Below are 25,698 nucleotides of genomic sequence, written 5' to 3'. Positions count from 1 at the left end.
ACGCGCATGTGGCGGAGAGCGCGTACACAACTCAGGCAGAACCGCGCACCGCGCGCCTCCCGGGCTCGAGACGCGTCGTTCTGCCTGAGTTGTGTCGGCCCCGCCGGCGCGGGCGACCGACGCTCGTAGACTCGAACGGTGACCGCGCCCTCTCCGTACGCCGCCCGTCTCGCCGAGATCCCGGTCGAACGGCGGACGGCGGATCTTCCGGGCGGCCCGACGGCGTACTGGGTCTACGGAGACGCCGAGGCGCCCGAGACGCTGCTCATGGTCCACGGCTACCGGGGCGACCACCACGGGCTCGAGCCCGTCGTCGCGCACCTCGACGGCATCCGCGTCATCTCGCCCGATCTTCCCGGCTTCGGCGAGACCCCGCCGCTCCGCGCCGCGGGTGGCGCCTACGCGGAGCACACCCTCGACGCCTACGCGGCGTGGCTCTCGGACTTCGCCGCGGCCGTCGCGCCCGGCGCTCCGGTGCTCGGGCATTCGTTCGGCTCGATCGTCGTGTCGGCCGCCGTTGCGGGCGGCCTCCAGACGCCGCAGGTGATCCTCGTGAACCCGATCGGAGCGCCGGCGCTCGAAGGGCCCCGCGGCATCCTGACCCGCCTCGCCGTCTTCTACTACTGGGCGGGCGCGCGCCTGCCGAAGCCCCTCGGCGACGCGCTGCTGCGCAACCCCCTCATCGTGCGGGTGATGAGCGCGTCGATGGCGAAGACGCGCGACAAGGCGCTCCGGGCGTTCATCCACGACCAGCACGATCGCTACTTCTCCCTGTTCGGCGACCGCGACGTGCTGCACGAGGGCTTCGTCACGTCGGTGTCGAACGACGTCCGCCGCTTCGCCCCCGACATCGCGCAGCCGACGCTCCTGATCGCGGCGGAGAAGGACGACATCACCCCGATCGAGGCCGAGCGGCACCTACAGACGCTCTTCCCCGAAGCGGAGCTCGTCGAGATCCCGGCGGTGGGTCACCTCATCCATTACGAGACGCCCGCGCGCGCGGCATCCGAGATCAGGCGCTTTCTTCGGCCTTCCGGCGCCGATACGCGATGACGTTCATGCGGTTGCCGCAGTTGCCGGTATCGCAATAGCGCTTCGATCCGTTCTTCGAGAAGTCGACGTACACCGACTCGCAGTCGTCGGCCTCGCAGATACGCACGCGGTCCCACTGGTCGGAGCGGATGACGTCGACGAACGCCATCGCCGATTCGACGAGCATGCGCACCGACAGCGGCGCGTCGGGCTCGGTGGCGTGGATGTGCCAGTCGAACTCGTCGTGGATCACGAGCTGGGGGAGGGCGTGGCCGTCACGGAGCATCGCGTTCACGAGCGGCACCGCCCCGTCGCGGTCGACGTCCCACAGCTCCCGCAGCCGCGGGCGGTTGGCGCGGACGGCGGCGAGCTCGTCGTCGTCGCGATGGAACGTGCCGGTGTAGGCGTACTCGTCGAGATAGGCGTCGAAATCCTCCTGCGTGACGAGGCGGTCGACGCCCTCCGTGTCGGTCTCGGGGAGGGTGTTGACGAGAGCGGCCGCAGCGCGCAGCGACATCTCGGTGTCATGGATGAAGACCATGTTGACTCCTGACGTGGGGCGGCGCTACTGTCACCAGTGTAGGCATCGTTCACTCATGACAGGACCGCCGGTGACGAACACCGCTTCTCTTCCGATCATCGCATCCGCACCGATGCCGGCGATCGCGCGACCCGCTCCATCCGCGGCAGCATCCGGCCTCGTGACGGCCGTCGTCTCGGCACTCGCCTTCTCGTCGAGCGGTCCGCTGGTGAAGCCCCTCCTCGAGGCGGGCTGGTCCCTCTCGGCCGCCCTCATTGTCCGCATGGGACTCGCGGGCCTCATCCTCTCTCCTGCGCTCGTGCGCGCCGTCCGCCGCGAGCGCGCGTTCCTCCGCCGCCATTGGCGGGCGCTGCTCGCATTCGGCCTCATCCCCGTCGCGGGGTGCCAGCTGCTCTTCTTCTCGGCCATGCAGCGGATGCCGGTTGCCGTCGCCCTCCTCATCCAGTACCTCGCCCCCGTGCTCCTCGTCGGCTTCGTGTGGCTGCGCACGCGCCGCGCACCCTCGCGCCTCGTCATCGTCGGATCCGTCGTCGCGATCGTCGGACTCGTGCTCGTCGTCGACGTCTCCGGCGCGCGGTTCGACCTGCTCGGCACGCTCCTCGCGCTCGGCGCCGCCGTCACGGTGTGCGTCTACTTCGTGATGAGCGAGCGCACCGGCGACGACCTCCCTCCCCTCGCGCTCGCGGCCGGGGGCCTCCTCGTCGGCGCGGCGTTCATGGGTCTCGTCGCCGCGGCGGGCGTGATCCCGTTCTCGGCACCGGTCGTGACCGTCGCGTTCCGCGGCGTGGAGGTGCCCGGCATCCTCGCGCTTCTGTGGGTCGGCGCGGTCGGGACGACCCTCGGCTACGCGCTCGGGGTCATGGCGGTGCCGCGCATCGGCTCGCGGCTCGCGTCGTTCGTCGGGCTGAGCGAAGTGCTCTTCGCCCTCGGGTTCGCGTGGCTGCTGCTCGCCGAGACGCCGGGGCCGGTCCAGTTCGTCGGAGGTGCGGTGCTCCTTGCCGGTGTCATGCTGGTGCGACTCGATGCGACGGAAGCACGGGACGACCTCGCCGCGGCGGCGGTCACTCTTCCGATCGAGCCGATTCCCGGTGAGCTCCCTCGAGAATCTGCTTGACGCGGTACCCGATCACCTCGCCCATGACGAGGGAGGTCTCGGTGCGCTCGACGCCCTCGATCGAGAGGATGCGCGCGTCGACGTCGAAGAGGTGCTGCGTGTCACGGGCGGCGACGCGCACGAGCAGGTCGATCTGACCGCTCAGCCCGTGCGCCTGGATGACCTCGGGGATCTCCGCGATCGCCGCCGTGATGCGCGGGATGTCTGCCTGCCGGACGACGACGCTCACCATCGCCTCGATCGGAAGCCCGAGCGCCGCCGGCGACATGGCGCGCTCGAACGACTGGAAGACGCCGGCCCGCTCGAGACGAAGCATGCGCGCCTGCACCGTGTTGCGCGAAAGTCCGAGCCGGTCGGCGAGAGCGACGACGGTCGCGCGGTGATCGTCGGCCAAGGCGCTGAGCAGTTCGAGGTCGACACGGTCCAGAGGTCCCATAGTGCGAGATGTTAGCAGGCAGTGGGGCGCCATGTTGCGCAACATGCTCAACGCCGAGCCGAATGCTTGAGCGACGTGCGATCCCGCCGTAGCCTCGGGGGACCGGCGACGAGGCCGGTGACCGGACGCGGCGGTGTCCACAAGACGCCGCGGCCCCCCGAAGGGATGACGACGATGCACACCCTGACCACCCCCCACGAGACGGGCACCGAGATGCCCGCGCAGCTGCTCACGCCGGCCGGCGAGCGCGTGTCGGACGACAGGCTGGATGCCTGGGCCGACGGCCTCGACGCGGCCGCCCTCCGACCGGTCTACCGCGACATGGCGCTGACGCGGCGGGCGGATGCCGAGGGCGTCGCTCTCCAGCGTCAGGGGCACCTGGGGCTCTGGGCGCCCGCGCAGGGCCAGGAGGCGATCCAGGTCGCGAGCGCCCGCGCCTGCAGCCTGGGCGACTTCCTCTTCCCGAGCTACCGGGAGCTCGGCATCCTGATCGTGCGCGGCGCGAACGCCGCCGACCTCGTCCTCGGCTGGCGCGGCGAAGTGCACGCGACCTTCGATCCGCACGCACTGCGGGTCGCCTCACCCCAGATCATCATCGGCGCCCAGACTCTTCACGCGGTCGGGTATGCCATGGGCATCCAGCGCGACGGCGGCGACGAGGTCTCGGTCGCGTACTTCGGCGACGGGGCGACGAGTCAGGGCGACGTGAACGAGGCGATGGTGTTCGCGTCGTCGTTCTCGGCGCCGGTCGTCTTCGTCTGCTCCAACAACCAGTGGGCGATCTCCGAGCCGGTGACGGTGCAGTCGCGGTTCCCCATCGCGGGCCGGGCGCCGGGCTTCGGCATCCCGAGTCTCCGCGTCGACGGCAACGACGCGCTCGCGTGCACCGCGGCGATGCGCTGGGCGCTCGCTCGTGCCCGGTCGGGCGAGGGACCGGCGTTCATCGAGGCCGTGACCTACCGGATGGGTCCGCACACGACATCCGACGATCCCTCCCGCTACCGCGACGCGGCGGAGGTCGAGGCGTGGCGCGCCCGCGACCCGCTGACGCGTCTCGAGGCGTATCTCCGCCGGGCGGGGCAGTTCGACGATGCCTTCGCCGCGGAGGTGGCCGCCGACGGCGACCGACTCGCGGCGGCGATGCGCGCGGCGGCCATCACGGCGCAGAGCCGCCCGCCGATCGAGGTGTTCGACGACGTCTACGCCGGGCAGCACAGCGGCATCGACCGGCAACGCGAGAGGTTCGCCGCGTACCTCCACGGTTTCGCAGACGACAATGCCGCCGCCGGCGAGGGGGTCGCACGATGACCGCCACGACCGGGACGACCGGGACGACGCGCCTGTCGATGGGCAAAGCGCTGACCGCCGGGCTCCGCTCCGCGATGGCGCGCGATGACCGCGTCGTCGTCATGGGGGAGGATGTCGGGCGCCTCGGCGGCGTCTTCCGCATCACCGACGGGCTCCTCGACGAGTTCGGCGCAGGGCGCGTCATCGACACGCCGCTGGCCGAATCGGGCATCGTCGGCACCGCCGTCGGGCTCGCGTACCGCGGCTTCCGTCCCGTCGTCGAGATCCAGTTCGACGGGTTCGTCTACCCGGCGTTCGACCAGATCGTCTGCCAGGTCGCGAAGCTCCACTACCGCACGCGCGGACAGGTGAGAATGCCGATCACGATCCGGATCCCGTGGGCGGGCGGCGTCGGCGCCGCCGAGCACCACTCCGAATCGCCCGAGGCGTACTTCGTCCACACGGCCGGGCTCCGCGTGGTCGCCGTGTCGAACCCGCGGGATGCCTACACGGTGCTGCAGCAGGCGATCGCGAGCGACGACCCGGTCGTCTTCTTCGAGCCGAAGCGGCTCTACCACCACCGCTTCACGGGTGCGGAAGGCGAGATCGACCTCGGCGCGGACCTCGCCGACGCGCCCCCGATGGGGCTCGCCCGCGTCGTCCGCGAGGGCACCGACGTGACCCTCGTCACCTACGGCGCACAGGTCGTCACCGCTCTCGACGCCGCGACCGCCGCCGAGGACGACGGCATCTCGATCGAGGTGATCGACCTCCGGTCGCTCTCGCCGGTCGACTACCGCACCGTGTCGGCATCCGTCCGCAAGACCGGCCGCGTCGTCGTCACGCACGAGGCCGGAGGTGAGGCGGGTGTGGGCGCGGAGGTGATCGCGAGCATCACCGAGCAGTGCTTCCACCACCTGGAGGCGCCGCCCGTGCGCGTCACGGGCCACGACATCCCCTATCCGCCCGCGAAGCTCGAGCGTCACCACGTGCCCGACCTCGACCGGATCCTCGACGCCGTCGACCGCGTCCTCGACCGTCCGAACAGCCTGTCGGAGGTGGCCCTGTGATCGCCGAGTTCCGCTTGCCCGACCTCGGCGAGGGACTTCCCGACGCCGAGATCGTCCAGTGGCTGGTCGCCGAGGGCGACCCGGTCACGCTCAACCAGCCGATCGCCGAGGTCGAGACCGCGAAGGCCATCGTCGAACTGCCCTCCCCGTTCGCCGGGGTGGTCCGCCGACTCCACGCCGATGCCGGCGACGTCGTCGACGTGGGCGGTTCGCTCATCGACATCGACGTGCCCTCGGGTGACGGCGATGCCGGGCCGGCCGACGACGTCGACGCGCCCGGTGGGGTCGGGTCGGCCGAGGGGGTCGAGGGGGTCGGGTCGGCCGCGAGCGAGGAGGACGATGCCGAGGGAGCGGCACCGGCCTCGACCGAGGAGGATGCCGACGTCGCGCTCCCGAACCTCGTCGGCTATGGCGCGGCGCCCCGCGGCACGGGGCGGCCGCAGCGACGCGCACGCATCGCGGGCAGACGGCCCCTCGTCGCGGCCGATGCGGCGGTGCGCGAAGCGGCGCCGCACGACGTGCTGGCCGAGGGCGGCGCTGCCGACGGCGGTGAGGATGCCGGTGACGCGCGCCGCGAGCGCCCGCGTTCGACCCCGCCCGTCCGCCTGTATGCGAAGCAGCGCGGGATCGACCTCGCCCTCGTCGACGCATCGGGCGCGACCGGGATCATCCGCCGCGAGGACGTCGATCGGTTCGCCGAGCGGCTGACCGCGGCATCCGCAGGGGCGCCCGCGGACGCGTCAGCCGGTGCGTCTACCCTGCCGCCGGTCTCACGCCCCCACGCGGGGCCTCGCGAGACGCGGATGCCCATCCGGGGGGTGCGCAAAGCGACCGCCGCCGCGATGGTGCGAAGCGCCTTCACCGCCCCGCACGTCACGTGCTTCCTCGAGGTCGACGTCACCGAGACGACGGCGCTCGTCGCGCGACTGCGGAGCGACCCGCGCCTCGCGGAGCACCGCATCGGCATCCTCGCGGTCGTCGCGAAGGCGGTGTGCCTCGCGCTTCACGCCGAGCCGTCGCTCAACTCGCGGTGGGACGAGGAGGCCGGGGAGATCGTCCAGCACCACTACGTGAACCTCGGCATCGCAGCGGCGACCGACCGCGGACTCGTCGTGCCGCACATCGACGACGCCGACCGGCTCGGACTCGCCGCGCTCGCCGACGCGATCCGCGACCTCACCGACACGGCACGGGCGGGGCGCGCGACGCCGGCCGCGCTCACGGGCGGGACGTTCTCGATCACCAACTTCGGCACGTTCGGGATCGATGCGGGCACGCCGATCCTCAATCCGCCCGAGGCCGGAATCCTCGGCGTCGGAGCCGTCCGCCGGCGCCCGTGGGAGCACGCCGGCGAGATCGCCCTGCGCGACGTGATGACCCTCGGCCTGTCGTTCGACCACCGGCTCGTCGACGGGGAGCAGGGCGCGCGCTTCCTCGCGGCGGTCGGCGACATCCTGCGCGACCCCGGACGCGCTCTTCTGCTCGTGTGACGGGGGCGCCGGTCAGTGCGCGGCGAGCGCTGCGAAGGCCATGTCGGCGAGGATGTCGTGCACGTGGGCATCCGTCTCGTCTCCCGCGTCGCGCACCGAGTGGGGCGTGGAGTTGATGAGGCCGAAACCGGCGTGCGCGCGCACTCGCAGGTCGGTGGCCGATCGGTCGGGGTGCAGGCGCGCGAGGGTCGCGGTCCACAGGTCGACGTACTCGCGCTGGAGGCGCCGCACGCGGTGCCGGTCGTCCTCGGAGAGGTGGCGGAGCTCACGATCGTGCACGCGGATGACATCGGCGTCGGAGAGGGCGAACTCGACGTGGAAGTCGATGAGCTCGCGCAGCTGCTGCGCCGGATCGTCCTCGGTCGCGACGACGCGGCGCCCTCCGTCGAGGAGGTCCTCGCTCGCGGCGCTCAGGATCTCGCCGAGCAGGGTCCGCTTGCTTGCGAAGTGCCGGTAGACCGCCGGTCCCGTGATGCCGACGGACGCCCCGATGTCCTCGAGGCTCACGCCGTCGAAGCCATCCGCCGCGAACAGCCGGGCCGCTTCGCGCAGCAGCGCGTCGTGGCGTTCGGCCTTGGCGCGTTCGCGCTCGGTGCCGAACGAGCGGGAGGACTCGTCGCGACCGTTCGTTGTCATTCCAGTTAATCCTCGCTAACCTGGGAGCATCCGGTGACGGAACACTAACCCGACGTCGCGGCGTGCGAGATCCTGGCGATCGCACCTGTGATCGGATCGTGACTGCGGCACATCGAAGGACACATCGAAGGAGATGTGATGAGCGTGATCGACCTGTCGACGTACGAGCTCGACGACGACCATCTCGAGCTCGCGAACCTCGTGCGCGCGTTCGCCGACGAGCAGGTCGCACCGCAGGCGTACGAGGCGGACCGCACCAAGACGCTGTCGATCCCGCTGGTCCACGCGATGGGGGAGCTGGGCCTGTTCGGCCTGCCGTTCCCCGAGGAAATCGGGGGCCAGGGCGGCGACTACGTCGCGCTCGGCCTCGCGATCGAAGCGCTCGGGCGCGTCGATCAGTCGATCGCGATCACCCTCGAGGCCGGCGTCAGCCTCGGCGCCATGCCGGTCTTCCGCTTCGGCACCGAGGCCCAGAAGGGCGAACTCCTCCCCGACCTCCTCGCCGGGCGCGCCCTCGCCGGCTTCGGTCTCACCGAGCCCGAGGCGGGGTCGGATGCCGGAGCCACTCGCACCACCGCCCGCCTCGACGACGGGGAATGGGTCGTCGATGGCGCGAAGCAGTTCATCACGAACTCGGGCACGTCGATCACCCGCTTCGTGACGGTGACCGCCGTCACCGGATCGCGCACCGGCATGGACGGCGCCGAGCGCCCCGAGATCTCCACGATCATCGTCCCGAACGGCACCACGGGGTTCGAGGTCGGACCCGCCTACGACAAGGTCGGCTGGCACGCGTCCGACACGCACCCCCTCACCTTCACCGGCGCGCGCGTGCCCGAGGCGAACCTCCTCGGCGAGCGCGGCCGCGGGTTCGCGAACTTCCTCGGCATCCTCGACGAAGGTCGCATCGCGATCGCGGCGCTCTCCACCGGCGCGGCGGAAGGATGCCTGGAGGCCGCCGTCGACTACGCGCAGACGCGCCAGGTGTTCGGCGAGCGGCTCGGCTCGCGGCAGGCGATCCAGTTCATGCTCGCGCGCATGCAGCTGCGCGTCCACACTGCGAGACTGGCCTGGCTGCACGCGGCGCGCCTGCGCGACGCCGGTCGCCCGTTCGGCACCGAGGCGGCGCTCGCGAAGCTCACGGCATCCGACGCCGCGATGGACAACGCGCGCGACGCGACGCAGATCTTCGGAGGGAACGGCTTCATGAACGAGTACCCCGTGGCGCGGCACTACCGCGATTCCAAGATCCTCGAGGTCGGTGAGGGCACGACCGAGGTGCAGCTGCTCCTCATCGCCCGGGCGCTCGGGCTCGCGGATGGAGGCGCGCGGTGACCGGCGGCGCGTTCGACCTCGGACCGGCGCTCCTCTTTTGCCCCGCCGACCGGCCGGACCGGTACGCGAAGGCCGCGGAGCGGGCGGATGCCGTCATCCTCGACCTCGAGGACGCCGTCGCGCCCCGCGACAAGCCGACCGCCCGCGGTGCGCTCATCGACGCGGCGCTCGACGTGCCCTCGCTCGACCCGTCCCGCGTGATCGTGCGGGTGAACGCGCTCGGCACGCCCGACTTCGATGCCGACATGGCGACGCTGTCGCAGACCGACTACCGCCTCATCATGTTGCCGAAGGCCGAGTCGCCCAAGAAGGTCCTCCGCATCGACACGCGCTTCGAGGTCATCGCCCTGTGCGAGACGGCTCGGGGAATCGTCGCCGCCGAGAAACTCGCCGCCGCGTCCAACGTCGTGGGGCTCATGTGGGGCGCAGAGGATCTCGTCGCCTCGCTCGGGGGCACCTCCAGCCGGAAGCCGAACGGACGCTACCGCGAGGTCGCGCGCGCCGCGCGGTCGCGGGTGCTCCTCGCGGCGGGAGCGGCGGGCGTCGCCGCGATCGATGCGGTCCACGTCGACATCGCCGACGACCGGGGTCTGCGGGCGGAGGCGGAGGATGCCGCGGCGAGCGGGTTCTCGGCATCCGCCTGCATCCACCCCGGTCAGGTCGCGACGATCCGCGCCGCATACCGTCCCGCCGACGACACTCTCGCGTGGGCGCGCGGGGTGCTCAACGCGGCGCAGGGGGAACGGGGCGTCTTCCGGTACGAGGGACGCATGATCGACGAGCCGGTGCTGCGCCATGCGCGCTCGGTCCTCGCCCGCTCGGGCGGGTAGCGAGGGCGGGGAGACGCGCCCCGCGTCAGGCGATGGGCACGGCGGCGTAGGCGCGGACCGTCAGGCGGTCGCGTTCGAGGTGGAACTCGTGCGTCGACGCGTTCGCCAGCCGCTCGCCGGGAAGGGGGAGCGTGTCGCCGCTCGCGTGCCGGATGAGCTGCCCGATGAAGGCGCCGTGCGCGACCGCGATGACGGGGACGTCCAGCGGGGCGTGGGTGCGGCGCGCGTCGCGGACGACCCGGCGGATGCCGGCGACGGCGCGATCCCGAAGCTCCCCGGTCGTCTCGGCCCCGGGCACGTTCTCGCGGTCGAACGTCCCGTACTGCGCGAGGTACTCCTCGATCGAGAGCCCCTCGGCGACGCCGTACGCGCGCTCCCGCAGCTGCGGGTAGGTGCGCGGCCCCTCGACGCCGAGCGCCTCGGCGATGATCTCGGCGGTCTCGCTCGCGCGCGACAGGTCGCTCGAGACGACGACCGGTGCGAGCCCGGCGAACCGCACGCGCAGGATCTCGGCGGTCTCGCGCGCCTGGGCGCGGCCGGTCTCGTTGAGGGGGATGTCGGTCGAGCCCTGGATGCGCCGCGCGGCGTTCCAGTCGGTCTCGCCGTGGCGCACGAGGAGGAGGGTCGTCACTCTTCGAGGGTAGCCGGGCGTCCTGAGAGGAAGATCACCGCGCTGCGAGCAGGAAGGTCACCGCGCTGCGGGCAGAGAAGTCACCGCGCTGCGGGCAGGGAAGTCACCGCGCTGCGGGCAGGGAAGTCACCGCGCTGCGGGCAGGGCCGTTGCGAACGCCTGCAGCACCTCGGTCGTCCCGGCGTCGATCTTGACGGTCGCACGCGCGTCGCCGCGCGTCTCGCCGCGGTTGACGATGACGATGGGGAGCTTGCGCTTGCGCGCACGATCGAGCAGGCGGATGCCGGAGTTCACGACGAGCGACGAACCCGCGACGAGCAGGGCGTCGCTCGCGGCCAGCAGCTGCTCCGCCTCCTGGAACTTCGTGACCGGGATGTACTCGCCGAAGAAGACGACGTCGGGCTTCAGCACCCCGCCGCACACGCTGCACGCGGGGATCACGAAGCCCTCGCTCGAGGCGGGCAGCACGTCGCCGTCGGGTCCGAGCTCGACGGCATCCGGAACCGTGATCCACGGATTGTCGTGCTCGACGCGCTCCGCGAGGTCGCGGCGGTCGAACACCTGCCCGCAGTGGGTGCACAGCACGCGGCGCATCGTGCCGTGGAGCTCGACGACGCGGTTGCTTCCTGCCCGCAGGTGCAGACCGTCGACGTTCTGCGTGATGACGCCCGTCGCGATGCCGTCGCGCTCGAGGAGGGCGAGCGCCTCGTGGCCGGCGTTGGGGCGGGATGCCGCGAAGGCCCGCCAGCCGAGGTGGCTGCCGACCCAGTAGCGCCGCCGCGCGGACTCGCTCGTGAAGAACTGCTGCACCGTCATCGGCGTCCGGGTGGGTGCGCCCTTGCCGCGGTAGTCGGGGATGCCCGAGTCGGTCGAGACGCCGGCGCCGGTGAGCACCGCGACGCGGCGGCCGGCGAGGGCGTCGATCGCCCGCCCCACGGAGGCGGCGGTCTGCGCATCGAACTCGAGCACGGTCGTCATGACACCCCCTCCGCACCGGTCGGCTGTCTCGAGCCTACGCCCGTCGCTTTTCGGGGATGTTACGCAGCGTCCGCGCAGCGACATGCGAGCATGGAGGGATGCCGGTGACCACGATCGACGACCCCGCCGATCCGCGGCTGTCCGACTACCGCGACCTCACCGACGTCGCCCTGCGCCGGCGCACCGAACCCGCCGAGGGCCTCTACATCGCCGAGTCCGCCAAGGTCATCGCCCGTGCCCTCGCGGCGGGCCACGAGCCCCGGTCGGTGCTCGTCCAGGAGAAATGACTCGACGGCATCCTGCCCCTCGTGTCGACGGAATCAGCGGACGGCGATGCGCCGGTGTACGTCGTGACGGATGCCGTCGCCGAAGCCCTCACCGGCTATGCCGTGCACCGGGGAGCGCTCGCCGCGATGCATCGGCCCGTGCTGCCGCCGGTGTCCGAGGTCGTCGCCGGCGCCCGGCTCGTGCTGGTCCTCGAGGACATCGTCGACCACACGAACGTCGGCGCGGCCTTCCGGGCCGCCGCGGGCCTCGGCGCGGATGCCGTGCTCGTGACGCCTCGGTGCGCCGACCCGCTCTACCGCCGGAGCGTCCGCGTGAGCATGGGCACCGTGTTCCAGGTGCCGTGGACGCGGCTGCCGGAGGATACGCCCGACGGCACCGGCGGCTGGGCCGCGAGCCGGGCGCTGCTACACGACGCGGGCCTCCACATCGCCGCGCTCGCACTCGCCGACGGCGCGGTGCCGCTCGACGCGTTCGCCGCGGCGCGGCCCGGCCCCGTCGCGCTCGTGATGGGATCCGAGGGCGACGGGCTGTCGCCGCACGCGCTCGCCTCAGCCGACACGATCGTCACGATCCCGATGGCGGGCGGCGTCGACTCGCTGAACGTGGCGTCCGCCGCAGCGGTTGCCCTCTGGGCACTGCGCTGACGCGTGGGCCCTGCGCTGACGCGGGAGCACTGCGCTGACACGCGGCGCCGGCCGAGCAGGGGCGTTTCGACTCCTCGCTGCGCTCGTCGCTCAACGATCGGGGGTGACGCGGCGGTGAGGCGGGGATCAGACGGGCTGACCGGGCCCCGCCAGGCGATCCTTCGCGGGTGCCTCGGTCGTCACGGGTAGTCCGGATGCCGTGGTCTCGGCGGCGCCGCTGTTCTCGGAAGGAATCATTGGGAGGGCGTCGGGGCGCTTCGCGGTGATGTTGTCGCCGGATGACTGATGCCGCACGCGCCGCAGCACCCACGGGACGAGGTGCGTCCGCGCCCAGACGAGGTCGTTCGCCCGCGCGGCGCGCCACGTCAGGGTCGGGAGCGGGTCGGGCTGCATCGGCTGAAGGTCGTTCGGCACGTTGAGGGTCCGCAGCACCATCCGGGCGACCTCGTGGTGGCCGAGTGCGTTGTAGTGCAGGCGGTCGTCGTCGAAGAAGCGCATGTCCTGCGCCTCCTTCAGCGCCCACTGGTCGGCGACGATCGCGTCGTACCGGTCGGCGATGCCGCGGATGTTCTCGTTGTAGATCGCGACCCGCCCGCGGATGCCTCGGAACACGGGCGTGAAGTTGGTGTCGATGCCGGTGAACACGACGACCGTCGCGCCCTGGGAGCTCAGGCGCGCCACGGCATCCTCGAACTGCGCCGCGACGACGTCGGGGTCTCCTCCGGGACGGATGACGTCGTTGCCGCCGGCGGAGAAGGTCACGAGGTCCGGATTGAGCGCGAGCGCCGGTTCGATCTGGTCGGCGACGATCTGTCCGATGAGCTTGCCGCGGACGGCGAGGTTCGCGTAGGCGAAGTCGTCGACCTGCGAGCCGAGCACCTCCGCGACGCGATCGGCCCAGCCGCGGTGCCCGTCGGTACCGGGAATCGGATCGCCGATGCCCTCGGTGAACGAGTCGCCGATCGCGACCATGCGGCGCCACGGGTGGGCCGACTCGTTCGGCACGTACGGCGAGCGGTGCTCGTCGGGGGTGGGGTCGTTCTTGCGCATCGCATCTCCTGACGTGTGTCCCTTCGAGGCTACCGGTGGTCGGGACGTCGCAGCCGGGGGCGGGGCGACGACGTCGGAGCCCGGGGTTAGGGTGGTCAGTCGTGACGGAAGAGGGGGCAGTGGACGCAGAGCAGGAGAACCACACCCAGTTCGGGTCGTTCGCCGCCGAGCACCTGTCGCCGTCCTTCCCCCAGCGCGCCCCGTGGGGTACCGCCCAGAACCTCCGGGCCTGGCAGGCCGAGGCGCTCGAGGCGTATTTCGGCGCGGACGGCCCCGACGGCGTCGGGAAGGGCCCGCGCGACTTCCTCGCCGCCGCGACCCCGGGAGCCGGAAAGACGACCTTCGCGCTGCGCCTCGCGTCGGAGCTCCTCCGCCGCGGCGTCGTCGAGCGGATCGTCGTCGTCGCGCCCACCGAGCATCTGAAGACCCAGTGGGCCGATGCCGCGGCACGCGTCGGCATCCGGCTCGATCCGCGCTTCAGCAACCGTCACCGTACGCACTCCCGGCAGTTCCACGGCGTCGCCGTCACCTACGCGCAGGTCGCCGTGAAGGCGTCGGTGCACCGCTTCCTCACCGACGAGCGGCGCACGCTCGTGATCCTCGACGAGGTGCACCACGGCGGCGACGCGCTGAGCTGGGGCGACGCGCTCCGTGAGGCGTACGGACGGGCGACGCGGCGCCTGCTGCTGTCGGGAACCCCGTTCCGCAGCGACACCGCCCCGATCCCGTTCGTCGAGTACCACCCGAACGACAAGGGCATCCGCCTCTCGCGCACCGATTACAACTACGGCTACGGCAGGGCGCTCGCCGACGGGGTCGTCCGGCCCGTCCTGTTCCTTGTCTACGCCGGCAAGATGCGGTGGCGCACTAAGGCGGGCGACGAGCTCGAGGCGCACCTCGGGCAGGACAACACGAAGGACGTCACGGCGCAGGCGTGGCGGACGGCGCTCGATCCCGAGGGCGACTGGATCCCCGCCGTCCTCCGCAGCGCCGACCGGCGTCTCGGCGAGGTACGGCAGGACGTGCCGGATGCCGGGGGACTCGTCATCGCGACCGATCAGACGGCGGCGCGCGCGTATGCCGCGATCCTCCGCGAGATCACCGGCGAGGCGCCGACCGTCGTCCTCTCCGACGACAAGGCCGCCTCGGGCCGGATCGAAGAGTTCGCTCACGCGACGACGCGCTGGATGGTCGCCGTCCGTATGGTGTCCGAGGGCGTCGACGTGCCGCGTCTCGCGGTCGGGGTCTATGCGACGAGCGCCTCGACGCCGCTCTTCTTCGCGCAGGCGATCGGGCGCTTCGTGCGAGCCCGGCGGCGCGGCGAGGCGGCATCCGTCTTCCTTCCGAACGTGCCGGTCCTCCTCACCCTCGCGGGCGAGATGGAGCGCGAGCGCGACCACGCCCTCGACCGCGAGTCGGGCGACGACGACGGCCTGGAAGACACGCTGCTCGCCGAGGCCGAGCGCGAGGACAAGGCCTCGGACGATCTCGAACAGGAGTTCTCGTACCAGGCGCTCGGCTCGGTCGCCCACTTCGACCGGGTGCTGTACGACGGGCGCGAGTTCGGTCAGCTGGCCGTTCCCGGCACCCCCGAGGAGGAGGAGTTCCTGGGGCTCCCGGGACTTCTCGAACCCGAGCACGTGCACGAGCTCCTCATGCAGCGCCAGGCGCGGCAGACCCGCCACCGCAAGGCGCGCGAGGCCCACGAAGGAGCCGCACCCGAGGTGGCGGATGCCGGGGGAGTGGATGCCGCGCTGCCGCCTGCCCTGCACCGCTCGCTCCGCGAGCAGCGACAGCTTCTCAACAGCCTCGTGGGCCTCTACGCCCGCCAGAGCGGCGAACCGCACGGATCGGTGCACGCGGAGCTCCGCCGCATCTGCGGCGGTCCCGAAGTCGCCCGCGCCACGGTGGCGCAGCTGCAGGCGCGCATCGAGGTGCTGCGCTCGCGCGTGCGGTCCTGAGGCGGTCCGCGGGCGCGCGTACACTCGCGCCATGCCCGCCGACGTCTTCCGCTTCGTCTCCCGCTGGGAGGTCGCGGCGTCGCCGGAGCGGTGCTGGCAGATGCTCGAGGACGCGCTCCGACGAGGGCGCCTGCCCTGGTGGCCCGCCGTCCGCGTCGACCCTCTCGGTGTCAGAAGTCCCGCTGTCGGCGACGACCTCGCCCTCGAGGTGCGAAGCCCGCTCGGCTATCGCCTCCGGGTCCGGCTTACGCTCACCGAGGTGGCGCCGCCGCACGTGATCGCCGCGACGAGCGACGGCGACCTCGCGGGGCGCGGGCGCTTGGAGATCGCGCGAACACCGGCACCCAGGGTATCGGCAGCCACGGCACCGGCATCCGGGGCGCCGGCCTCCGACCTCGTCTGGACGTGGGAGGTGGCCGTGCGGCGGCCGTGGATGCGCGCGCTGAGCCCCGTGCTGCGCCCGCTCTACGTCCTCGCCCACCGGGAGGTCATGCGCCGCGGCGAGCGCGGGTTCGCGCGTGCCCTCGCCGCCGCTGTGGAGGGCTGAGTCGCACGGATGTCGCGTCGGTTCGGAACCCCGAAATGCTGGCAATCCCGGCGTTCCGGGCGTCGCGGCCGCACCCGCTGGATACGGTTGCTCTCGACGCGTCGGCGCTCCTGCACCAGGACGCCGGCCCCCGACATCCCGACATCCCGACATCCCGACACTACGAATGGAGCGCCGTGACCGAGGCCCCGCCCCGCACGCCGATCGCCGCCGACCGGCGCCGCTGGGCGCGCTACCTCGCCGAGGAGCGCTCGGAGGCGCAGGTGTACCGCGACCTCGCCGAGCGGCGCGAGGGAGAGGAGCGCGAGATCCTCCTCGCGCTGGCGGATGCCGAGGGCCGGCACGCCGACCACTGGATCGCCCTCCTCGGCGGGGAGCCCGCGCGGCTCCCCGCGCCGAGCCTGCGCAGCCGCATGCTCGGGGTCCTCGCGCGCCGATTCGGGTCGATCTTCGTGCTCGCCCTCGCGCAGAGCGCCGAGACGCGCTCGCCGTACGACACCGAACCGTTCGCGACGCCGCGCATGGCCGCCGACGAGAAGATCCACAGCGAGGTCGTCCGGGGCCTCGCCGCGCGCGGCCGGCGCCGACTGTCCGGCACGTTCCGGGCCGCCGTGTTCGGCGCGAACGACGGACTCGTCTCGAATCTCGCCCTCGTCCTCGGCATCGGCGCAACGGGCGTCGCGAGCCAGTTCGTGCTCTTCAGCGGCATCGCAGGGCTCCTCGCGGGCGCCCTGTCGATGGGAGCGGGCGAGTACGTGTCGGTGCGCTCGCAGCGGGAACTGCTCGATGCCACGGAGCCGAACAGCTACGGCGACGAGATCCTCCCCGACCTCGACCTCGATGCGAACGAGCTCGCCCTCGTGTACCGCACCCGCGGCATCCCCTCGGACGAAGCCCAGGCTCGCGCTCGCCGCGTCCTCGAGGGCGCCCGCGCGGCGCAGGCCGGGCAGGCGCCGTCGGCGTCGGCGGCCGCCCATCCCGCTCCCGCGCACCGCGACCATGACGTCGTCGGCAGTGCGCTGGGCGCGGCGGCATCCAGCTTCCTGTTCTTCGCATCGGGCGCGATCATCCCCGTCCTGCCCTGGATCTTCGGCATGAGCGGCGCGCCCGCGATCATCGTCGCGCTCGTGCTCGTGGGGGCCGCGCTCATGCTCACCGGCGCGACCGTCGGACTGCTCTCGGGCACGTCGCCGCTCAAGCGGGGTCTTCGCCAGCTCGCGATCGGCTACGGCGCCGCCGCGGTCACCTACCTCCTCGGGCTGCTGTTCGGCGTCTCGATGGGGTGACCGCGTCGGGCGACGCTGGAGATCTGTCGATCGCGCCGATTGGTCGATCGCCGCCGTGACGTGGTAATGTCGATCCTCGGTTGCGAAACCGAAAAACACCACCTGCGCGGGTGGCGGAATAGGTAGACGCGCTAGCTTGAGGTGCTAGTGCCCGTATAGGGCGTGGGGGTTCAAGTCCCCCCTCGCGCACGAACAGAAAATGGCCTCTGACCTGGGGTTTAGATCACCGGGTTGGGGGTCATTTTCGTGCCATGTGCTGAGATATGTGCTAAGCCCCACCGAGATGGGCCGCGAAGCGGTCTGCTGCGGCTTTCTGCATCGTCGGGGTGACATGGCTGTAGATGTTCATCGTGGTTGTGATGGTGGAGTGCCCCAGGCGCTCCTGTACTACCTTGGGATGCTCGCCAAGCTCCAGCAGGAGTGTGGCGTGCGTGTGGCGCAGCCCCTTGATCGTCACGCGGGGCAGCGTCGGGTGTGCCTTGGCGAGCCCGTTCATGCGGCGATCCCAGCGGCTCGTCATGGCGTCGGGTGAGCGCAGCTTGCCCTCGTCGTCACCGAACACATACGCATCGGCTTTCGCCAAATCGAACGACACTTCGGCGCGGGCGACCTTGTAGGAGGCGAGCACTTTGAGGGTCGCGGCGTCCACGTCGATCACGCGGGCGGTGCCCGTTTTCGTGGTCTTGGTGGTCGTCCAGTCCTCGGTGTTCACCGCTCGCCGGATGCTGATGCGCCCGGTCTTGGTGTTGATGTCGTTCCATCTGAGCGCGAGAGCTTCGGAGCGTCGCATCCCGGTGTAGGCGATCAGTCGCCACAGTGGGAACAGTTCGTCTTGCAGTTCCTTCTCGTTCCAAGTGAGGAATGTCTGTAGCTGCTCGCCCGTCCAGGTCACGATTTCCGGTTTCTGCGCTCGAACCTGTGACGACTTCGGGGCGTTCACGGTGCGCTTCTTCTTTGCCGGGTTGACTTGGATCAGCCCATCGTCGATTGCGGCGTCGAGGATCGCGCCGAGGACGACGTGCACCTTGTGGATGCTGTTGGCCGAGAGTGGTTTGCCTTTGCCGTACTCGTCCTTGCGCCCGCTCTTTTCCAACTCCCGGTAGTGGGAGCCGATGCGGGTGGCGGTGAGCTTGTCGATCCTGATGCGACCCAGGTCGGGGGTGATGTGGTTACGGATGATCTTCCGATACCCCTTGATCGTGGAATCGGCCAGCCGCAAGCTCGACATCCAATGCTCGGCGTACACACCGACCGTGGGGGTCTTGCCCTGGAACTTCTCGTTCCTCGCTTTCTTTCGTAGCGCCTCGGTGAGCGCGGCCTGTGCTTCTTCGAGGTCGGTGAACCCGCCACGGGTGAGCCGCTTCTCGCCCAGCTCGGGCTTCTCCGGGTCGATCAGCACATAGATTTGGAACTTCCACCGTCGCCCCTTGCGGGTCTGGTAGTCGCCCAGCGATCCCTGATGCCGCGACCGGGAACGTCGCTGCTGCTTCTGCTTCACCCCCTCAACGCTGCTCGGTGCCGCCTCGTCCGGCGGCGGGTGACTGGCTGGTGCCATAGACCTTGCTCCTTTCTCTCGTGGTGGTTCGTTACTCGAACGCGAGTGAGGCGTTCGGGTCGAGTTGCAACAGCCTGCCGGTGGCGTGTTCCTCGCGGGCGGTCTGCACGTCGTAGCGTTCCTGGTACACCTCGCGCGGAGTGATACCAACCTGGCCGCGGTCGTACTTGGCGAGTATTTCCTCGGCCCAGTGCGCCGAGTTGATCGCTTGGAAGCGTTGCTCTTTCCAGTAGCGCACCAAGTCCTCGGTGGTGAGCTTCACGGCGCCTGCGACCCATGCCTGTATCTCTTCGGGTAGGAACGACTCGGGCACCCCGGTCAGCGTGACCGCCTCAGCAAGCGGGGTAAGAAGAGCTGCGGGTGTGGTGCGGAGGATGTAGGCGAGGGCGGTGAGGTCGTCCACGTCCACGCGCCGGTCGCCGTTCTCGATCTTGCTGATCCCCGACGGGGAGAGCTTTCGGCCCGCCTCGGTCATCAGCCGGGCGGCGGTGCGCACGTCCATGCCGATGGCCTGGCGTGCGGTGCGGAGGTTCTGGGCGACGTGCTCGTGCGTGATCCCGGCGGGGTTTCCCCGCACTCGTTCTGTTTCCATACTAGGAACGTACATGCCCGCTCTTGACTCGTCAAGCACCATACTGTACTTTATTGGGAACTCAGGACTCTTGATTAGGGACGGCAGGCAGGGCGATGAGAGACATATCGGTGACATTGGACGACTTACGGGCCTCCCGTAACGCGGTCATTACACGGGCGGAGGCTGCGGCGGCGCTCGGGGTCGATCCCCGCACGATCACGGCGAGCATCGAGAACGGGTCGATCCCGTCCGTGAAGCTCGGCAGGCGGGTCGTGATTCCACGAGAGAAGTTCCTGCGCATCTTCGACGGCGACGACGCACACTCCACGGTTCCCGGCACCCCCGCGCGGTGAACAGGGCTGGTGGTGCCGATTCGGCACTCCCGTGCTGGTCGTCGGGCGCTTTGTCGGACGTGCCGCGTAGACTGAACTCACGAAGCCGACCACAAGGAGGCACCCCATTATGGCGACGAAGACTCGCGTATCCGAGGCGCACGTTCAGCGCGTGCTCACTGAGGTGCAGGCCGGGCAGCAGACCGCCGGTGAGCAGATGACCCCCGAGGGGCTGGAGCTTCTGGCCCGCCAGGTGCGCGGCGAGATCACCGTGGACGAGGCTGTCGAAGTGATCGCCGCCCGTACCCGCGCACGCCTGGCCGCTCGCACCGCCTGAACCGCTCGGCGTCGCGATGCCTGATCGGTACACCTATCCGGGCAGCGATGTTCTGGTCAACACGTTCGGCATCACCGACTACGACGACTGGAAAGATGCTGAGGCCGACTTCATCGGTGCCCGCATGGGTGCGCTACGCGAGCACCCCGTCGCTGGTGGCTACGATCTGCCGCACTTGCAAGCGATCCACGCCTACCTGACGCAAGATATGTACTCCTGGGGTGGCGAGATTCGCGCCACCGACACCCATCCCGGCGGCACCGGCATTGCGCATTGCCGCCCGCAGTTCATCGTTCCCGAGACGGAGCGCGTGTTTGGTGCGCTCGCCCAGCGCGACTACCTGCGCGACCTGGACGTGGATGCGTTCTCGGATGGGCTGGCGTGGGTGTGGGGTGAGACGACGGCGATCCATCCGTTCCGTGACGTGAACACGCGCAGTCAGCATGTCTTCTTCAACCAGCTCGCCCGCGATGCCGGGTGGGTGATCGACTGGTCGCAGATCCCCGGCGACGTGTTCGCCCATGCCCGCACCCTCGCCATCGTGGAAGATCACTCCGGGCTTGACGCGCTGATCCGCCCGAACCTCGTCACCGTCGAAGACGCCGCACGCTCCGACCGGCTCACGGCGAGCCTGGACGGGCACGCACAGGGCTTCACCACTCGCCGGTCGGTGCGCGACCCGGAGACGTTGGATCGCGCGCTCGACGCCGCCCGGCAGCGCCGCTGGAACCTCCAGCCGCCTGAGGCGTTCGGTGGCGCGTCGCCCTGTGATCCGCGCAGCGGCCCCTCGCTCGGCCTATAAGCCCAGGCTCGGGCCTTCACGCCGTGGCTCTGTGCTCGGGTGGTGCTGCTCTACCGTGCCGCGCAGTCGCCGCGCGCGGTCAGCGGCAAGCTGCCGGACCTGCTCTGCCGCTGCACGCTTCACTTCGACCAGTGCGGCGGCTTGCTCGGGCGGCAGGGCGCGCAATTCCTCGGCATCGCGCCGCGCCACCGCCGCCTGTGCGTGCACGTTGCGGGCTTCGCGGTCGGGGCGGATGAACCGTGCTCGTATCGGGTCACGACGCACCCGTTCGACCCCCAACTCTCGCGCGAGCAGCGTGAGGCGTTCGCGGTTGTGCTGGTCTTTGAGCGCCGCCCGCCCAGACTGCGCATCCGCGAGGCGGCGGTCAGCGTCGATCACTCGCGGGTCGTTCTCGGCACGCCGCTCGGCAGCGGTGGTGGCCCACTCGGTGAGGCCGTCACCGTGGCGCGGTAGTACACCCCAGGCGTCGCGCACCTGCTCGCGTGCCGTGTGGGTGCGCTCGGTCGCGGCCTGGTACTCCTGTCGCGCTCGGCGTCGTCCGAACCTGCCCGACGTGGCGAGCCGTTCCGATGTGGTGCTCTCGGCGGTGACGGCTGTGAGGTAGGTTTCGCCGTCCTCGACGGCCTGCGGCACCAACTCCGCGACGACCTCGGCGCGGGCTTGGGCTGTGTGAGTCTCGGCGGCGCGGATCATCTCGGCGCTTTGCTCGTCCTCCGCCTGGTGGTTGGCCTGCTGCTGGTCGAGCCGCTCCGCGATCTGCTCCCACTTCTCGGCCGTTCGCTCGGCGCGCTCAGCGTCACGCAGGAGTCGGACAACCTCGTCGTTGACGAGCTTCACCGGGCCGTCAGCGACGAGGCCGCGCACCGCTTCGGCCGCGCGTTCGGTCGCGTCGGCGAGTCCTCGGTCTGCGCGGTCGCGTTCGATCGCCTCGATGAACTGCGCTCGGGCGTCGGCCATGCTTTCCGCGACGACGTGCAGGGTGTTCTCGTTTCGGCCGCGGGTCATGCCAACATAGACGGTCGCGCCGCCCATCTGCTCGGTGAGGACGGTGTGCGAGGCGGGCACGGTAACGCCCTGCACCCCATAGGCGGTCGCGGCATAGGAGAGGTGGGTGTGCTCGCGCACATACTCGGCGGGCAGGCGGATTGAGTGTTCGCGTTTGCGGTCGCTGTGCGCGTCACGCACCCAGAGCGACCCATCCTGCTCGACTCGTTGGACGATCCACGGTTGCCGGTTCGCCACGCCCAGGTCGGCGCGGTTCTGCCGGGTCTGGATCAGATCACCGCGCCCGATGCTGAGGCTGTCGCTGCCGGTGGTCGTGGTGGTGTCGTCGACGATGCCCGCGCGGGTGCGTTCGTCTCGGATGCGATCATTCAGCCGGGCCGCCTCGTCATTCGATGCGACGGTGACGGCGTCGCCGTCGTGTCTGCTGGTGGCGAGGTCTTCGCGCAGTTCGTCGGCATCGGTGTGGAGCCGGATCAGCCCGAGCTTGCGCAGCCGGTCGAACACCTCGCCGGGGTTGCGACGGTCGCGCATCTGCACGGTCACCTCGGCGTAGGCGGGGTTGGTGAAGCGGTGTACCTCATCCATGTCGAACGTGCGGCCCCTGAGTTGTGCGGCCATGTCGAGCACGCCGCCCCTGCCGACTGCGGGCAGTTGCGCGCGGTCGCCGACGAGCGCGAGGGTTGCGCCCGTCTCGGCTGTGACGGTGAACAGGGCGAGTGCGGTGTCTTGGTCGAGCATCCCGGCCTCGTCCACGACGATCCGCTCGCCACGGCGCACCTGCGCGTCTCGGGGTGGGCCGGTGTAGGTTCCGCCAGTCATCGGATCGGTGTCGCCTGGGGCGAGGCGTGTCCATACGCCGTCCTGGTTCCAGCGCCATCCGTACGCGTAGACGAGGGCGGCGACGCTTTCGGCGGGCACGCCAAGTTCTTGGTGCGCGACCTCGGCGGCACGCTTGGTCGGCGCAACCACCCGCACCCTGCCGCCGCGCTGCTCAGCGGCGCGGATCGCGGTGGCGAGCATCGTGGTCTTGCCCGCGCCTGCGGCGCCCTCCACGATCACCAACGGATCAGTCGAGGCGACCGCTGCGGCCGCGACGAGCTGGCCAGGGTCAAGCTGCTGCCCGAGTGCGGCCGCGTGCTCGCGCACGTCGCCGTGTTTCGGCTCGCGGTCGGGTGTTCGGGCGGTGATGAGGTCGCGCAGTTCCGTCTCTACCTGCACCACCCGCAAACTCGTGAGGTGCGCGACATGCTCCGGGGTAGCGGTGTCAGGCGGCAGGATCGAGAAGCAATCCTCGAGCGCGAGCGTCGTTGCAACGGTCACCAGTTCGCGCAACTCCTGCGGGGTGGCACGCACGCCCGCCTCGGTGATGATGCGGGTGGCGTGTTCCTGCACGGTGTGGCGAGTCCATGCCGACTCTGCTACGGCGCAACGATCCAGCGCACGCGATGCGATCCGCTGCACCGAGACCTCATCCGGTGATACCGGCACACGCGCCGGCATGCCGGCCAGGTGTTCGGGGTCGTAGCCGACCTCGCGGAGCTCGGTCAGCCAGGCTTCCTCTTCCCGCAAGGTCGTGGGCTTCTTCGCGGGGCGCTCATACGCCCACGCCTGCGCTGTCAGCCGAGATGAGACGACCGGCCCCATCGTCTCGCCCGGATGCGCCGTCTCCCACTCGGCTTCGAGCCGTTCCAGGTTCTTCCGCACCTGCTCGCCGCGCTTCGACATGAGCGCGTTGAACGGTTCGAGTTCGGTGACTTCGCCAGTCACCGGGTCGAGGAGGAGGCCGTGACGGTCGAGCACTTCCGCGAGTTCGGGGCTGGCGGCGATCACGGCAGTACCGAGGGCGCGGATCGCGCCTTGCTGCCGGAACGTCGCCGCCGTGTCGAGCGCCCGCCACTTGCCCGCCGCCCAGACACGGGCGCCGATCTGCATGTGGATATGCCGGTGAGGATCACCGGCCCGGCTCGTCCGGTGCGTGATGCCGACCACCTGCATGTGCTCAATAGGTACGACCTCCTGCTTGCCGCGCGGGCCGACACGAGTCACGGAGTACTGGGCGAGCCACCGCAGAATCTCCGCCAGGGCGTCCTGCTGTGCTGCGTCCAGCGCCTTGGATACCTCGGGATGCAAGGCGGCAGCGACGGACAGGCTCTTGGGGGTGTTGATGACCATTTCCGCGAACCGGGGCGACCCCTGCCGATCCAACCCCGCGAGGCGAGGCCTTCCCATCTGCTCGCCGGTATCGGGATTGAGCCAGTCCACCCATCCCGCATACTCGTCAGCGGTCAGCACCCGACTACTCACGGCCTCGCCCGAAGCGTCGAGCACCGCGTACTGAACCCCGGTGCTGTCAGACAGGTAGTAGTCGTCAGCACGCGAGCGGTCGGCCTCGACATAGCGCAGCGCATCAGCCCCGGTGCCCCGGAGCAAGATCACGCCGCCCTGCATCGCTCTCACCACCAATGTTTCTAAACTAGAAACTCTATCTATCTACCACGGTAGCATACGTTCATTCAGAAGTCAGCAGAGCGATCTTAGAATCGCACTGTGCGACACGGAAGGTTCGCGTAAGTCGGTGACGGCTTCTGAGCCGCGAGTGAACACTGCGTGAATGCAGCGCGGCGAGTAGCGCCAGTCCCGGATGGTGCCCCATTCTGAGTAAGAAATGTTATCCGCAGAAGTTGGCCGTCGAACCGACTTTGGCGCGCCATTGCTGGTCCTTCTGGTGTTCTTGAGGTTAGGGTGCACGTCGTTCGGTGGCCCGGTCGCTCATCTTGGGTATTTTCGAGCAGAGTTCGTCGAGCGACGCAGATGGCTGGGTGATCGCGCGTATGCGGATCTTGTCGCATTGTGCCAGTTTCTTCCCGGCCCGGCATCGAGCCAGGTCGGCATGGCGATCGGTTTGCAGAGAGCTGGAATACTCGGTCTTGTCGCGGCATGGCTCGGGTTCACACTGCCATCTGCGGTATTGCTGTTCGGGTTCGCGCTCGGCGTATCGACCCTTGGCGACGTATCGCAGGCTGGATGGGTGCTGGGCCTGAAGGCTGCGGCGGTCGCGGTCGTGGGTCATGCTGTGCTCGGGATGGCAAAGTCACTCACGCCTGATGCGCGACGAGCGACGATTGCTGTCGGGGTGCTCACTGTCGTGCTGCTCGTACCCGGCCCGCTGACGATGTTCGGCGCGATGGCCTTGGCCGGGATCGCGGGGTTCTTCGTCTGTCGATCCCCGAGCACGACCGAGAACGATGAACCGCGTTTCCGGGTGCGCCTGCGGCCCGCAGTCGGATGGTTGAGCCTGGCTTTGTTCGTCATGCTGCTCGCAGGGTTGCCGATTTTTGCTGTGTTCACCGGCAACGCCACGGTAGGCCTGATTGACACCTTCTATCGTGCGGGGTCGTTCGTGTTCGGCGGCGGGCATGTCGTGCTCCCGCTTTTGCAGGCTGAGACAGTGCAGACTGGACTGGTGGAGCCGGGTGCGTTCCTCGCGGGGTATGGTGCCGCGCAGGCGGTGCCAGGGCCGCTGTTCACCTTCGCCGCGTTTCTCGGAGCGGTCACCACGGGCGGCCCGAGTGGGCTGCTCGGCGCATCCATTGCGCTGCTCGCGATCTTTCTGCCGTCTGCGCTGCTCGTGATGGGGGTGCTGCCCTTCTGGGAGCGGTTGCGTCGTGCGCCGAGAGTGCAGCGTGTGCTGACGGGCGTGAACTCCGGAGTCGTCGGGCTGCTCGCCGCCGCGCTGTACGACCCCGTATTCACCGCGGGTGTCACGAACGCCGCATCACTCGTCGTCGCGGCACTCGCGTTTGTCGCACTCACGTCCTGGAAAACACCGGCATGGGCGGTAGTGCTCGGGGCCGCAGGAGCCGGGGCATTGCTGCTCTGAACGCGCTACGCGGATACTCAGGCGAGGCTGGCCTACAATGCGAGAAGCGTGCCCGCC

23 protein-coding genes, 1 tRNA gene and 1 pseudogene are annotated in these 25,698 nt (G+C 70.2%); 16 read left to right on the top strand and 9 right to left on the bottom strand.

Annotated elements, in window-relative coordinates:
* The first annotated feature begins 138 nt into the window (after nucleotides 1-138).
* Nucleotides 139-1,053, top strand: a complete 915-nt coding sequence (locus AC3ENQ_RS12405; RefSeq protein ID WP_431805032.1) for an alpha/beta fold hydrolase — start codon at nucleotides 139-141, stop codon at nucleotides 1,051-1,053.
* Here the strand turns inward: AC3ENQ_RS12405 and AC3ENQ_RS12400 are convergent.
* Nucleotides 1,013-1,573 carry a CGNR zinc finger domain-containing protein gene (locus AC3ENQ_RS12400; RefSeq protein WP_431805030.1) on the bottom strand — a complete coding sequence of 187 codons (561 nt, stop codon included), beginning with the start codon at nucleotides 1,571-1,573 and terminating at the stop codon, nucleotides 1,013-1,015. The two genes, AC3ENQ_RS12405 and AC3ENQ_RS12400, sit on opposite strands and share 41 nt — an antisense overlap.
* Before the next feature lie 55 nt (nucleotides 1,574-1,628).
* On the opposite strand from AC3ENQ_RS12400, the gene AC3ENQ_RS12395 reads away from it, so the two are divergent.
* Nucleotides 1,629-2,687 carry a DMT family transporter gene (locus AC3ENQ_RS12395; protein ID WP_431805028.1) on the top strand — a complete coding sequence of 353 codons (1,059 nt, stop codon included), beginning with the start codon at nucleotides 1,629-1,631 and terminating at the stop codon, nucleotides 2,685-2,687.
* Here AC3ENQ_RS12395 and AC3ENQ_RS12390 read toward each other — a convergent pair.
* Nucleotides 2,635-3,123, bottom strand: coding sequence for an Lrp/AsnC family transcriptional regulator (locus AC3ENQ_RS12390; RefSeq protein ID WP_431805026.1), 489 nt, complete (start codon nucleotides 3,121-3,123; stop codon nucleotides 2,635-2,637). The genes AC3ENQ_RS12395 and AC3ENQ_RS12390 overlap by 53 nt on opposite strands.
* A 165-nt stretch (nucleotides 3,124-3,288) precedes the next feature.
* Between AC3ENQ_RS12390 and AC3ENQ_RS12385 the strand changes: the two genes are divergently transcribed.
* Genes AC3ENQ_RS12385 through AC3ENQ_RS12375 form a run of 3 tightly spaced genes read left to right on the top strand, consistent with a single transcriptional unit; the run spans nucleotide 3,289 to nucleotide 6,970 of the window.
* Nucleotides 3,289-4,431 (top strand): thiamine pyrophosphate-dependent enzyme, encoded by a 1,143-nt coding sequence (locus AC3ENQ_RS12385; protein WP_431805112.1) that lies wholly within the window; start codon nucleotides 3,289-3,291, stop codon nucleotides 4,429-4,431.
* On the top strand, nucleotides 4,428-5,480 hold the full coding sequence (locus AC3ENQ_RS12380; RefSeq protein WP_431805024.1) for an alpha-ketoacid dehydrogenase subunit beta: 1,053 nt from the start codon (nucleotides 4,428-4,430) through the stop codon (nucleotides 5,478-5,480). Before AC3ENQ_RS12385 ends, AC3ENQ_RS12380 begins: the two co-directional genes overlap by 4 nt.
* Nucleotides 5,477-6,970, top strand: coding sequence for a dihydrolipoamide acetyltransferase family protein (locus AC3ENQ_RS12375; protein WP_431805022.1), 1,494 nt, complete (start codon nucleotides 5,477-5,479; stop codon nucleotides 6,968-6,970). The genes AC3ENQ_RS12380 and AC3ENQ_RS12375 overlap by 4 nt, the downstream gene beginning before the upstream one ends.
* Nucleotides 6,971-6,982: 12 nt before the next feature.
* On the opposite strand, the gene AC3ENQ_RS12370 is transcribed toward AC3ENQ_RS12375, so the two are convergent.
* Nucleotides 6,983-7,606, bottom strand: a complete 624-nt coding sequence (locus tag AC3ENQ_RS12370; RefSeq protein ID WP_431805020.1) for a TetR/AcrR family transcriptional regulator — start codon at nucleotides 7,604-7,606, stop codon at nucleotides 6,983-6,985.
* A 138-nt stretch (nucleotides 7,607-7,744) separates the two neighbouring features.
* Between AC3ENQ_RS12370 and AC3ENQ_RS12365 the strand changes: the two genes are divergently transcribed.
* Both AC3ENQ_RS12365 and AC3ENQ_RS12360 read left to right on the top strand, forming a co-directional pair.
* Nucleotides 7,745-8,941 (top strand): acyl-CoA dehydrogenase family protein, encoded by a 1,197-nt coding sequence (locus tag AC3ENQ_RS12365; RefSeq protein WP_431805018.1) that lies wholly within the window; start codon nucleotides 7,745-7,747, stop codon nucleotides 8,939-8,941.
* On the top strand, nucleotides 8,938-9,771 hold the full coding sequence (locus tag AC3ENQ_RS12360) for an HpcH/HpaI aldolase/citrate lyase family protein (protein ID WP_431805016.1): 834 nt from the start codon (nucleotides 8,938-8,940) through the stop codon (nucleotides 9,769-9,771). Before AC3ENQ_RS12365 ends, AC3ENQ_RS12360 begins: the two co-directional genes overlap by 4 nt.
* A 25-nt stretch (nucleotides 9,772-9,796) precedes the next feature.
* On the opposite strand, the gene AC3ENQ_RS12355 is transcribed toward AC3ENQ_RS12360, so the two are convergent.
* Together AC3ENQ_RS12355 and AC3ENQ_RS12350 are read right to left on the bottom strand one after the other, a co-directional pair.
* On the bottom strand, nucleotides 9,797-10,402 hold the full coding sequence (locus tag AC3ENQ_RS12355; RefSeq protein WP_431805014.1) for a histidine phosphatase family protein: 606 nt from the start codon (nucleotides 10,400-10,402) through the stop codon (nucleotides 9,797-9,799).
* Between the two features lie 126 nt (nucleotides 10,403-10,528).
* Nucleotides 10,529-11,380 (bottom strand): Sir2 family NAD-dependent protein deacetylase, encoded by an 852-nt coding sequence (locus AC3ENQ_RS12350; RefSeq protein WP_431805012.1) that lies wholly within the window; start codon nucleotides 11,378-11,380, stop codon nucleotides 10,529-10,531.
* Between the two features lie 98 nt (nucleotides 11,381-11,478).
* Here AC3ENQ_RS12350 and AC3ENQ_RS12345 point away from each other — a divergent pair.
* Nucleotides 11,479-12,312, top strand: a pseudogene (locus tag AC3ENQ_RS12345) (TrmH family RNA methyltransferase).
* 126 nt (nucleotides 12,313-12,438) lie between these two features.
* On the opposite strand, the gene AC3ENQ_RS12340 reads toward AC3ENQ_RS12345, so the two are convergent.
* Entirely contained in the window at nucleotides 12,439-13,362 is a 924-nt protein-coding gene (locus AC3ENQ_RS12340; RefSeq protein ID WP_431805010.1) for an SGNH/GDSL hydrolase family protein, read from the bottom strand.
* A gap of 119 nt (nucleotides 13,363-13,481) precedes the next feature.
* Between AC3ENQ_RS12340 and AC3ENQ_RS12335 the strand changes: the two genes are divergently transcribed.
* The 4 genes from AC3ENQ_RS12335 to AC3ENQ_RS12320 all read left to right on the top strand — a co-directional run bounded on the left by AC3ENQ_RS12335 (nucleotide 13,482) and on the right by AC3ENQ_RS12320 (nucleotide 17,345).
* Complete coding sequence (locus AC3ENQ_RS12335; RefSeq protein ID WP_431805008.1) at nucleotides 13,482-15,323, top strand: DEAD/DEAH box helicase; 1,842 nt, start codon at nucleotides 13,482-13,484, stop codon at nucleotides 15,321-15,323.
* A 31-nt stretch (nucleotides 15,324-15,354) separates the two neighbouring features.
* A complete protein-coding gene (locus tag AC3ENQ_RS12330; protein WP_431805006.1) occupies nucleotides 15,355-15,870 on the top strand; it encodes an SRPBCC family protein in 516 nt (171 codons plus the stop codon).
* Between the two features lie 176 nt (nucleotides 15,871-16,046).
* Nucleotides 16,047-17,156, top strand: coding sequence for a VIT1/CCC1 transporter family protein (locus AC3ENQ_RS12325; RefSeq protein WP_431805111.1), 1,110 nt, complete (start codon nucleotides 16,047-16,049; stop codon nucleotides 17,154-17,156).
* Nucleotides 17,157-17,260: 104 nt separating this feature from the next.
* Nucleotides 17,261-17,345 (top strand) — tRNA-Leu (locus AC3ENQ_RS12320).
* 79 nt (nucleotides 17,346-17,424) lie between these two features.
* Here the strand turns inward: AC3ENQ_RS12320 and AC3ENQ_RS12315 are convergent.
* A complete protein-coding gene (locus AC3ENQ_RS12315; RefSeq protein WP_431805004.1) occupies nucleotides 17,425-18,654 on the bottom strand; it encodes a tyrosine-type recombinase/integrase in 1,230 nt (409 codons plus the stop codon).
* A gap of 88 nt (nucleotides 18,655-18,742) precedes the next feature.
* Entirely contained in the window at nucleotides 18,743-19,303 is a 561-nt protein-coding gene (locus tag AC3ENQ_RS12310) for a helix-turn-helix domain-containing protein (protein WP_431805002.1), read from the bottom strand.
* A gap of 95 nt (nucleotides 19,304-19,398) precedes the next feature.
* Here AC3ENQ_RS12310 and AC3ENQ_RS12305 point away from each other — a divergent pair, with 95 nt between their 5' ends.
* From AC3ENQ_RS12305 to AC3ENQ_RS12295, 3 genes are all read left to right on the top strand, one after another.
* Nucleotides 19,399-19,638 carry a helix-turn-helix domain-containing protein gene (locus AC3ENQ_RS12305; RefSeq protein ID WP_096145901.1) on the top strand — a complete coding sequence of 80 codons (240 nt, stop codon included), beginning with the start codon at nucleotides 19,399-19,401 and terminating at the stop codon, nucleotides 19,636-19,638.
* Nucleotides 19,639-19,747: 109 nt separating this feature from the next.
* Nucleotides 19,748-19,954, top strand: coding sequence for a hypothetical protein (locus tag AC3ENQ_RS12300; RefSeq protein WP_096145902.1), 207 nt, complete (start codon nucleotides 19,748-19,750; stop codon nucleotides 19,952-19,954).
* A gap of 16 nt (nucleotides 19,955-19,970) precedes the next feature.
* Entirely contained in the window at nucleotides 19,971-20,756 is a 786-nt protein-coding gene (locus AC3ENQ_RS12295) for a Fic/DOC family protein (protein WP_124894434.1), read from the top strand.
* Here the strand turns inward: AC3ENQ_RS12295 and mobF are convergent.
* A complete protein-coding gene (mobF, locus tag AC3ENQ_RS12290) occupies nucleotides 20,751-24,209 on the bottom strand; it encodes a MobF family relaxase (RefSeq protein WP_431805110.1) in 3,459 nt (1,152 codons plus the stop codon). The two genes, AC3ENQ_RS12295 and mobF, sit on opposite strands and share 6 nt — an antisense overlap.
* Nucleotides 24,210-24,426: 217 nt before the next feature.
* Here mobF and chrA point away from each other — a divergent pair, with 217 nt between their 5' ends.
* A complete protein-coding gene (gene chrA / locus AC3ENQ_RS12285; protein WP_431804999.1) occupies nucleotides 24,427-25,641 on the top strand; it encodes a chromate efflux transporter in 1,215 nt (404 codons plus the stop codon).
* The last annotated feature ends 57 nt before the right edge of the window (nucleotides 25,642-25,698 follow it).

It is taken from the genome of Microbacterium sp. bgisy203, from assembly GCF_057706945.1.
Note: the sequence above shows the minus strand (reverse complement) of the source record. Positions and strands in the feature narration are given on the sequence as shown.

What these genes read in the sequence shown, in the direction of transcription:
- AC3ENQ_RS12340 (WP_431805010.1), bottom strand. Translation starts at nt 13,362, where the DNA reads ATGCGCAAGAACGACCCCACCCCCGACGAGCACCGCTCGCCGTACGTG.
- AC3ENQ_RS12350 (WP_431805012.1), bottom strand. Translation starts at nt 11,380, where the DNA reads ATGACGACCGTGCTCGAGTTCGATGCGCAGACCGCCGCCTCCGTGGGG.
- AC3ENQ_RS12330 (WP_431805006.1), top strand. Translation starts at nt 15,355, where the DNA reads ATGCCCGCCGACGTCTTCCGCTTCGTCTCCCGCTGGGAGGTCGCGGCG.
- AC3ENQ_RS12385 (WP_431805112.1), top strand. Translation starts at nt 3,289, where the DNA reads ATGACGACGATGCACACCCTGACCACCCCCCACGAGACGGGCACCGAG.
- AC3ENQ_RS12400 (WP_431805030.1), bottom strand. Translation starts at nt 1,573, where the DNA reads ATGGTCTTCATCCATGACACCGAGATGTCGCTGCGCGCTGCGGCCGCT.
- AC3ENQ_RS12310 (WP_431805002.1), bottom strand. Translation starts at nt 19,303, where the DNA reads ATGGAAACAGAACGAGTGCGGGGAAACCCCGCCGGGATCACGCACGAG.
- AC3ENQ_RS12295 (WP_124894434.1), top strand. Translation starts at nt 19,971, where the DNA reads ATGCCTGATCGGTACACCTATCCGGGCAGCGATGTTCTGGTCAACACG.
- AC3ENQ_RS12370 (WP_431805020.1), bottom strand. Translation starts at nt 7,606, where the DNA reads ATGACAACGAACGGTCGCGACGAGTCCTCCCGCTCGTTCGGCACCGAG.
- AC3ENQ_RS12305 (WP_096145901.1), top strand. Translation starts at nt 19,399, where the DNA reads ATGAGAGACATATCGGTGACATTGGACGACTTACGGGCCTCCCGTAAC.
- AC3ENQ_RS12390 (WP_431805026.1), bottom strand. Translation starts at nt 3,123, where the DNA reads ATGGGACCTCTGGACCGTGTCGACCTCGAACTGCTCAGCGCCTTGGCC.
- AC3ENQ_RS12365 (WP_431805018.1), top strand. Translation starts at nt 7,745, where the DNA reads ATGAGCGTGATCGACCTGTCGACGTACGAGCTCGACGACGACCATCTC.
- AC3ENQ_RS12395 (WP_431805028.1), top strand. Translation starts at nt 1,629, where the DNA reads ATGACAGGACCGCCGGTGACGAACACCGCTTCTCTTCCGATCATCGCA.
- AC3ENQ_RS12380 (WP_431805024.1), top strand. Translation starts at nt 4,428, where the DNA reads ATGACCGCCACGACCGGGACGACCGGGACGACGCGCCTGTCGATGGGC.
- mobF (WP_431805110.1), bottom strand. Translation starts at nt 24,209, where the DNA reads ATGCAGGGCGGCGTGATCTTGCTCCGGGGCACCGGGGCTGATGCGCTG.
- AC3ENQ_RS12300 (WP_096145902.1), top strand. Translation starts at nt 19,748, where the DNA reads ATGGCGACGAAGACTCGCGTATCCGAGGCGCACGTTCAGCGCGTGCTC.
- chrA (WP_431804999.1), top strand. Translation starts at nt 24,427, where the DNA reads ATGTTATCCGCAGAAGTTGGCCGTCGAACCGACTTTGGCGCGCCATTG.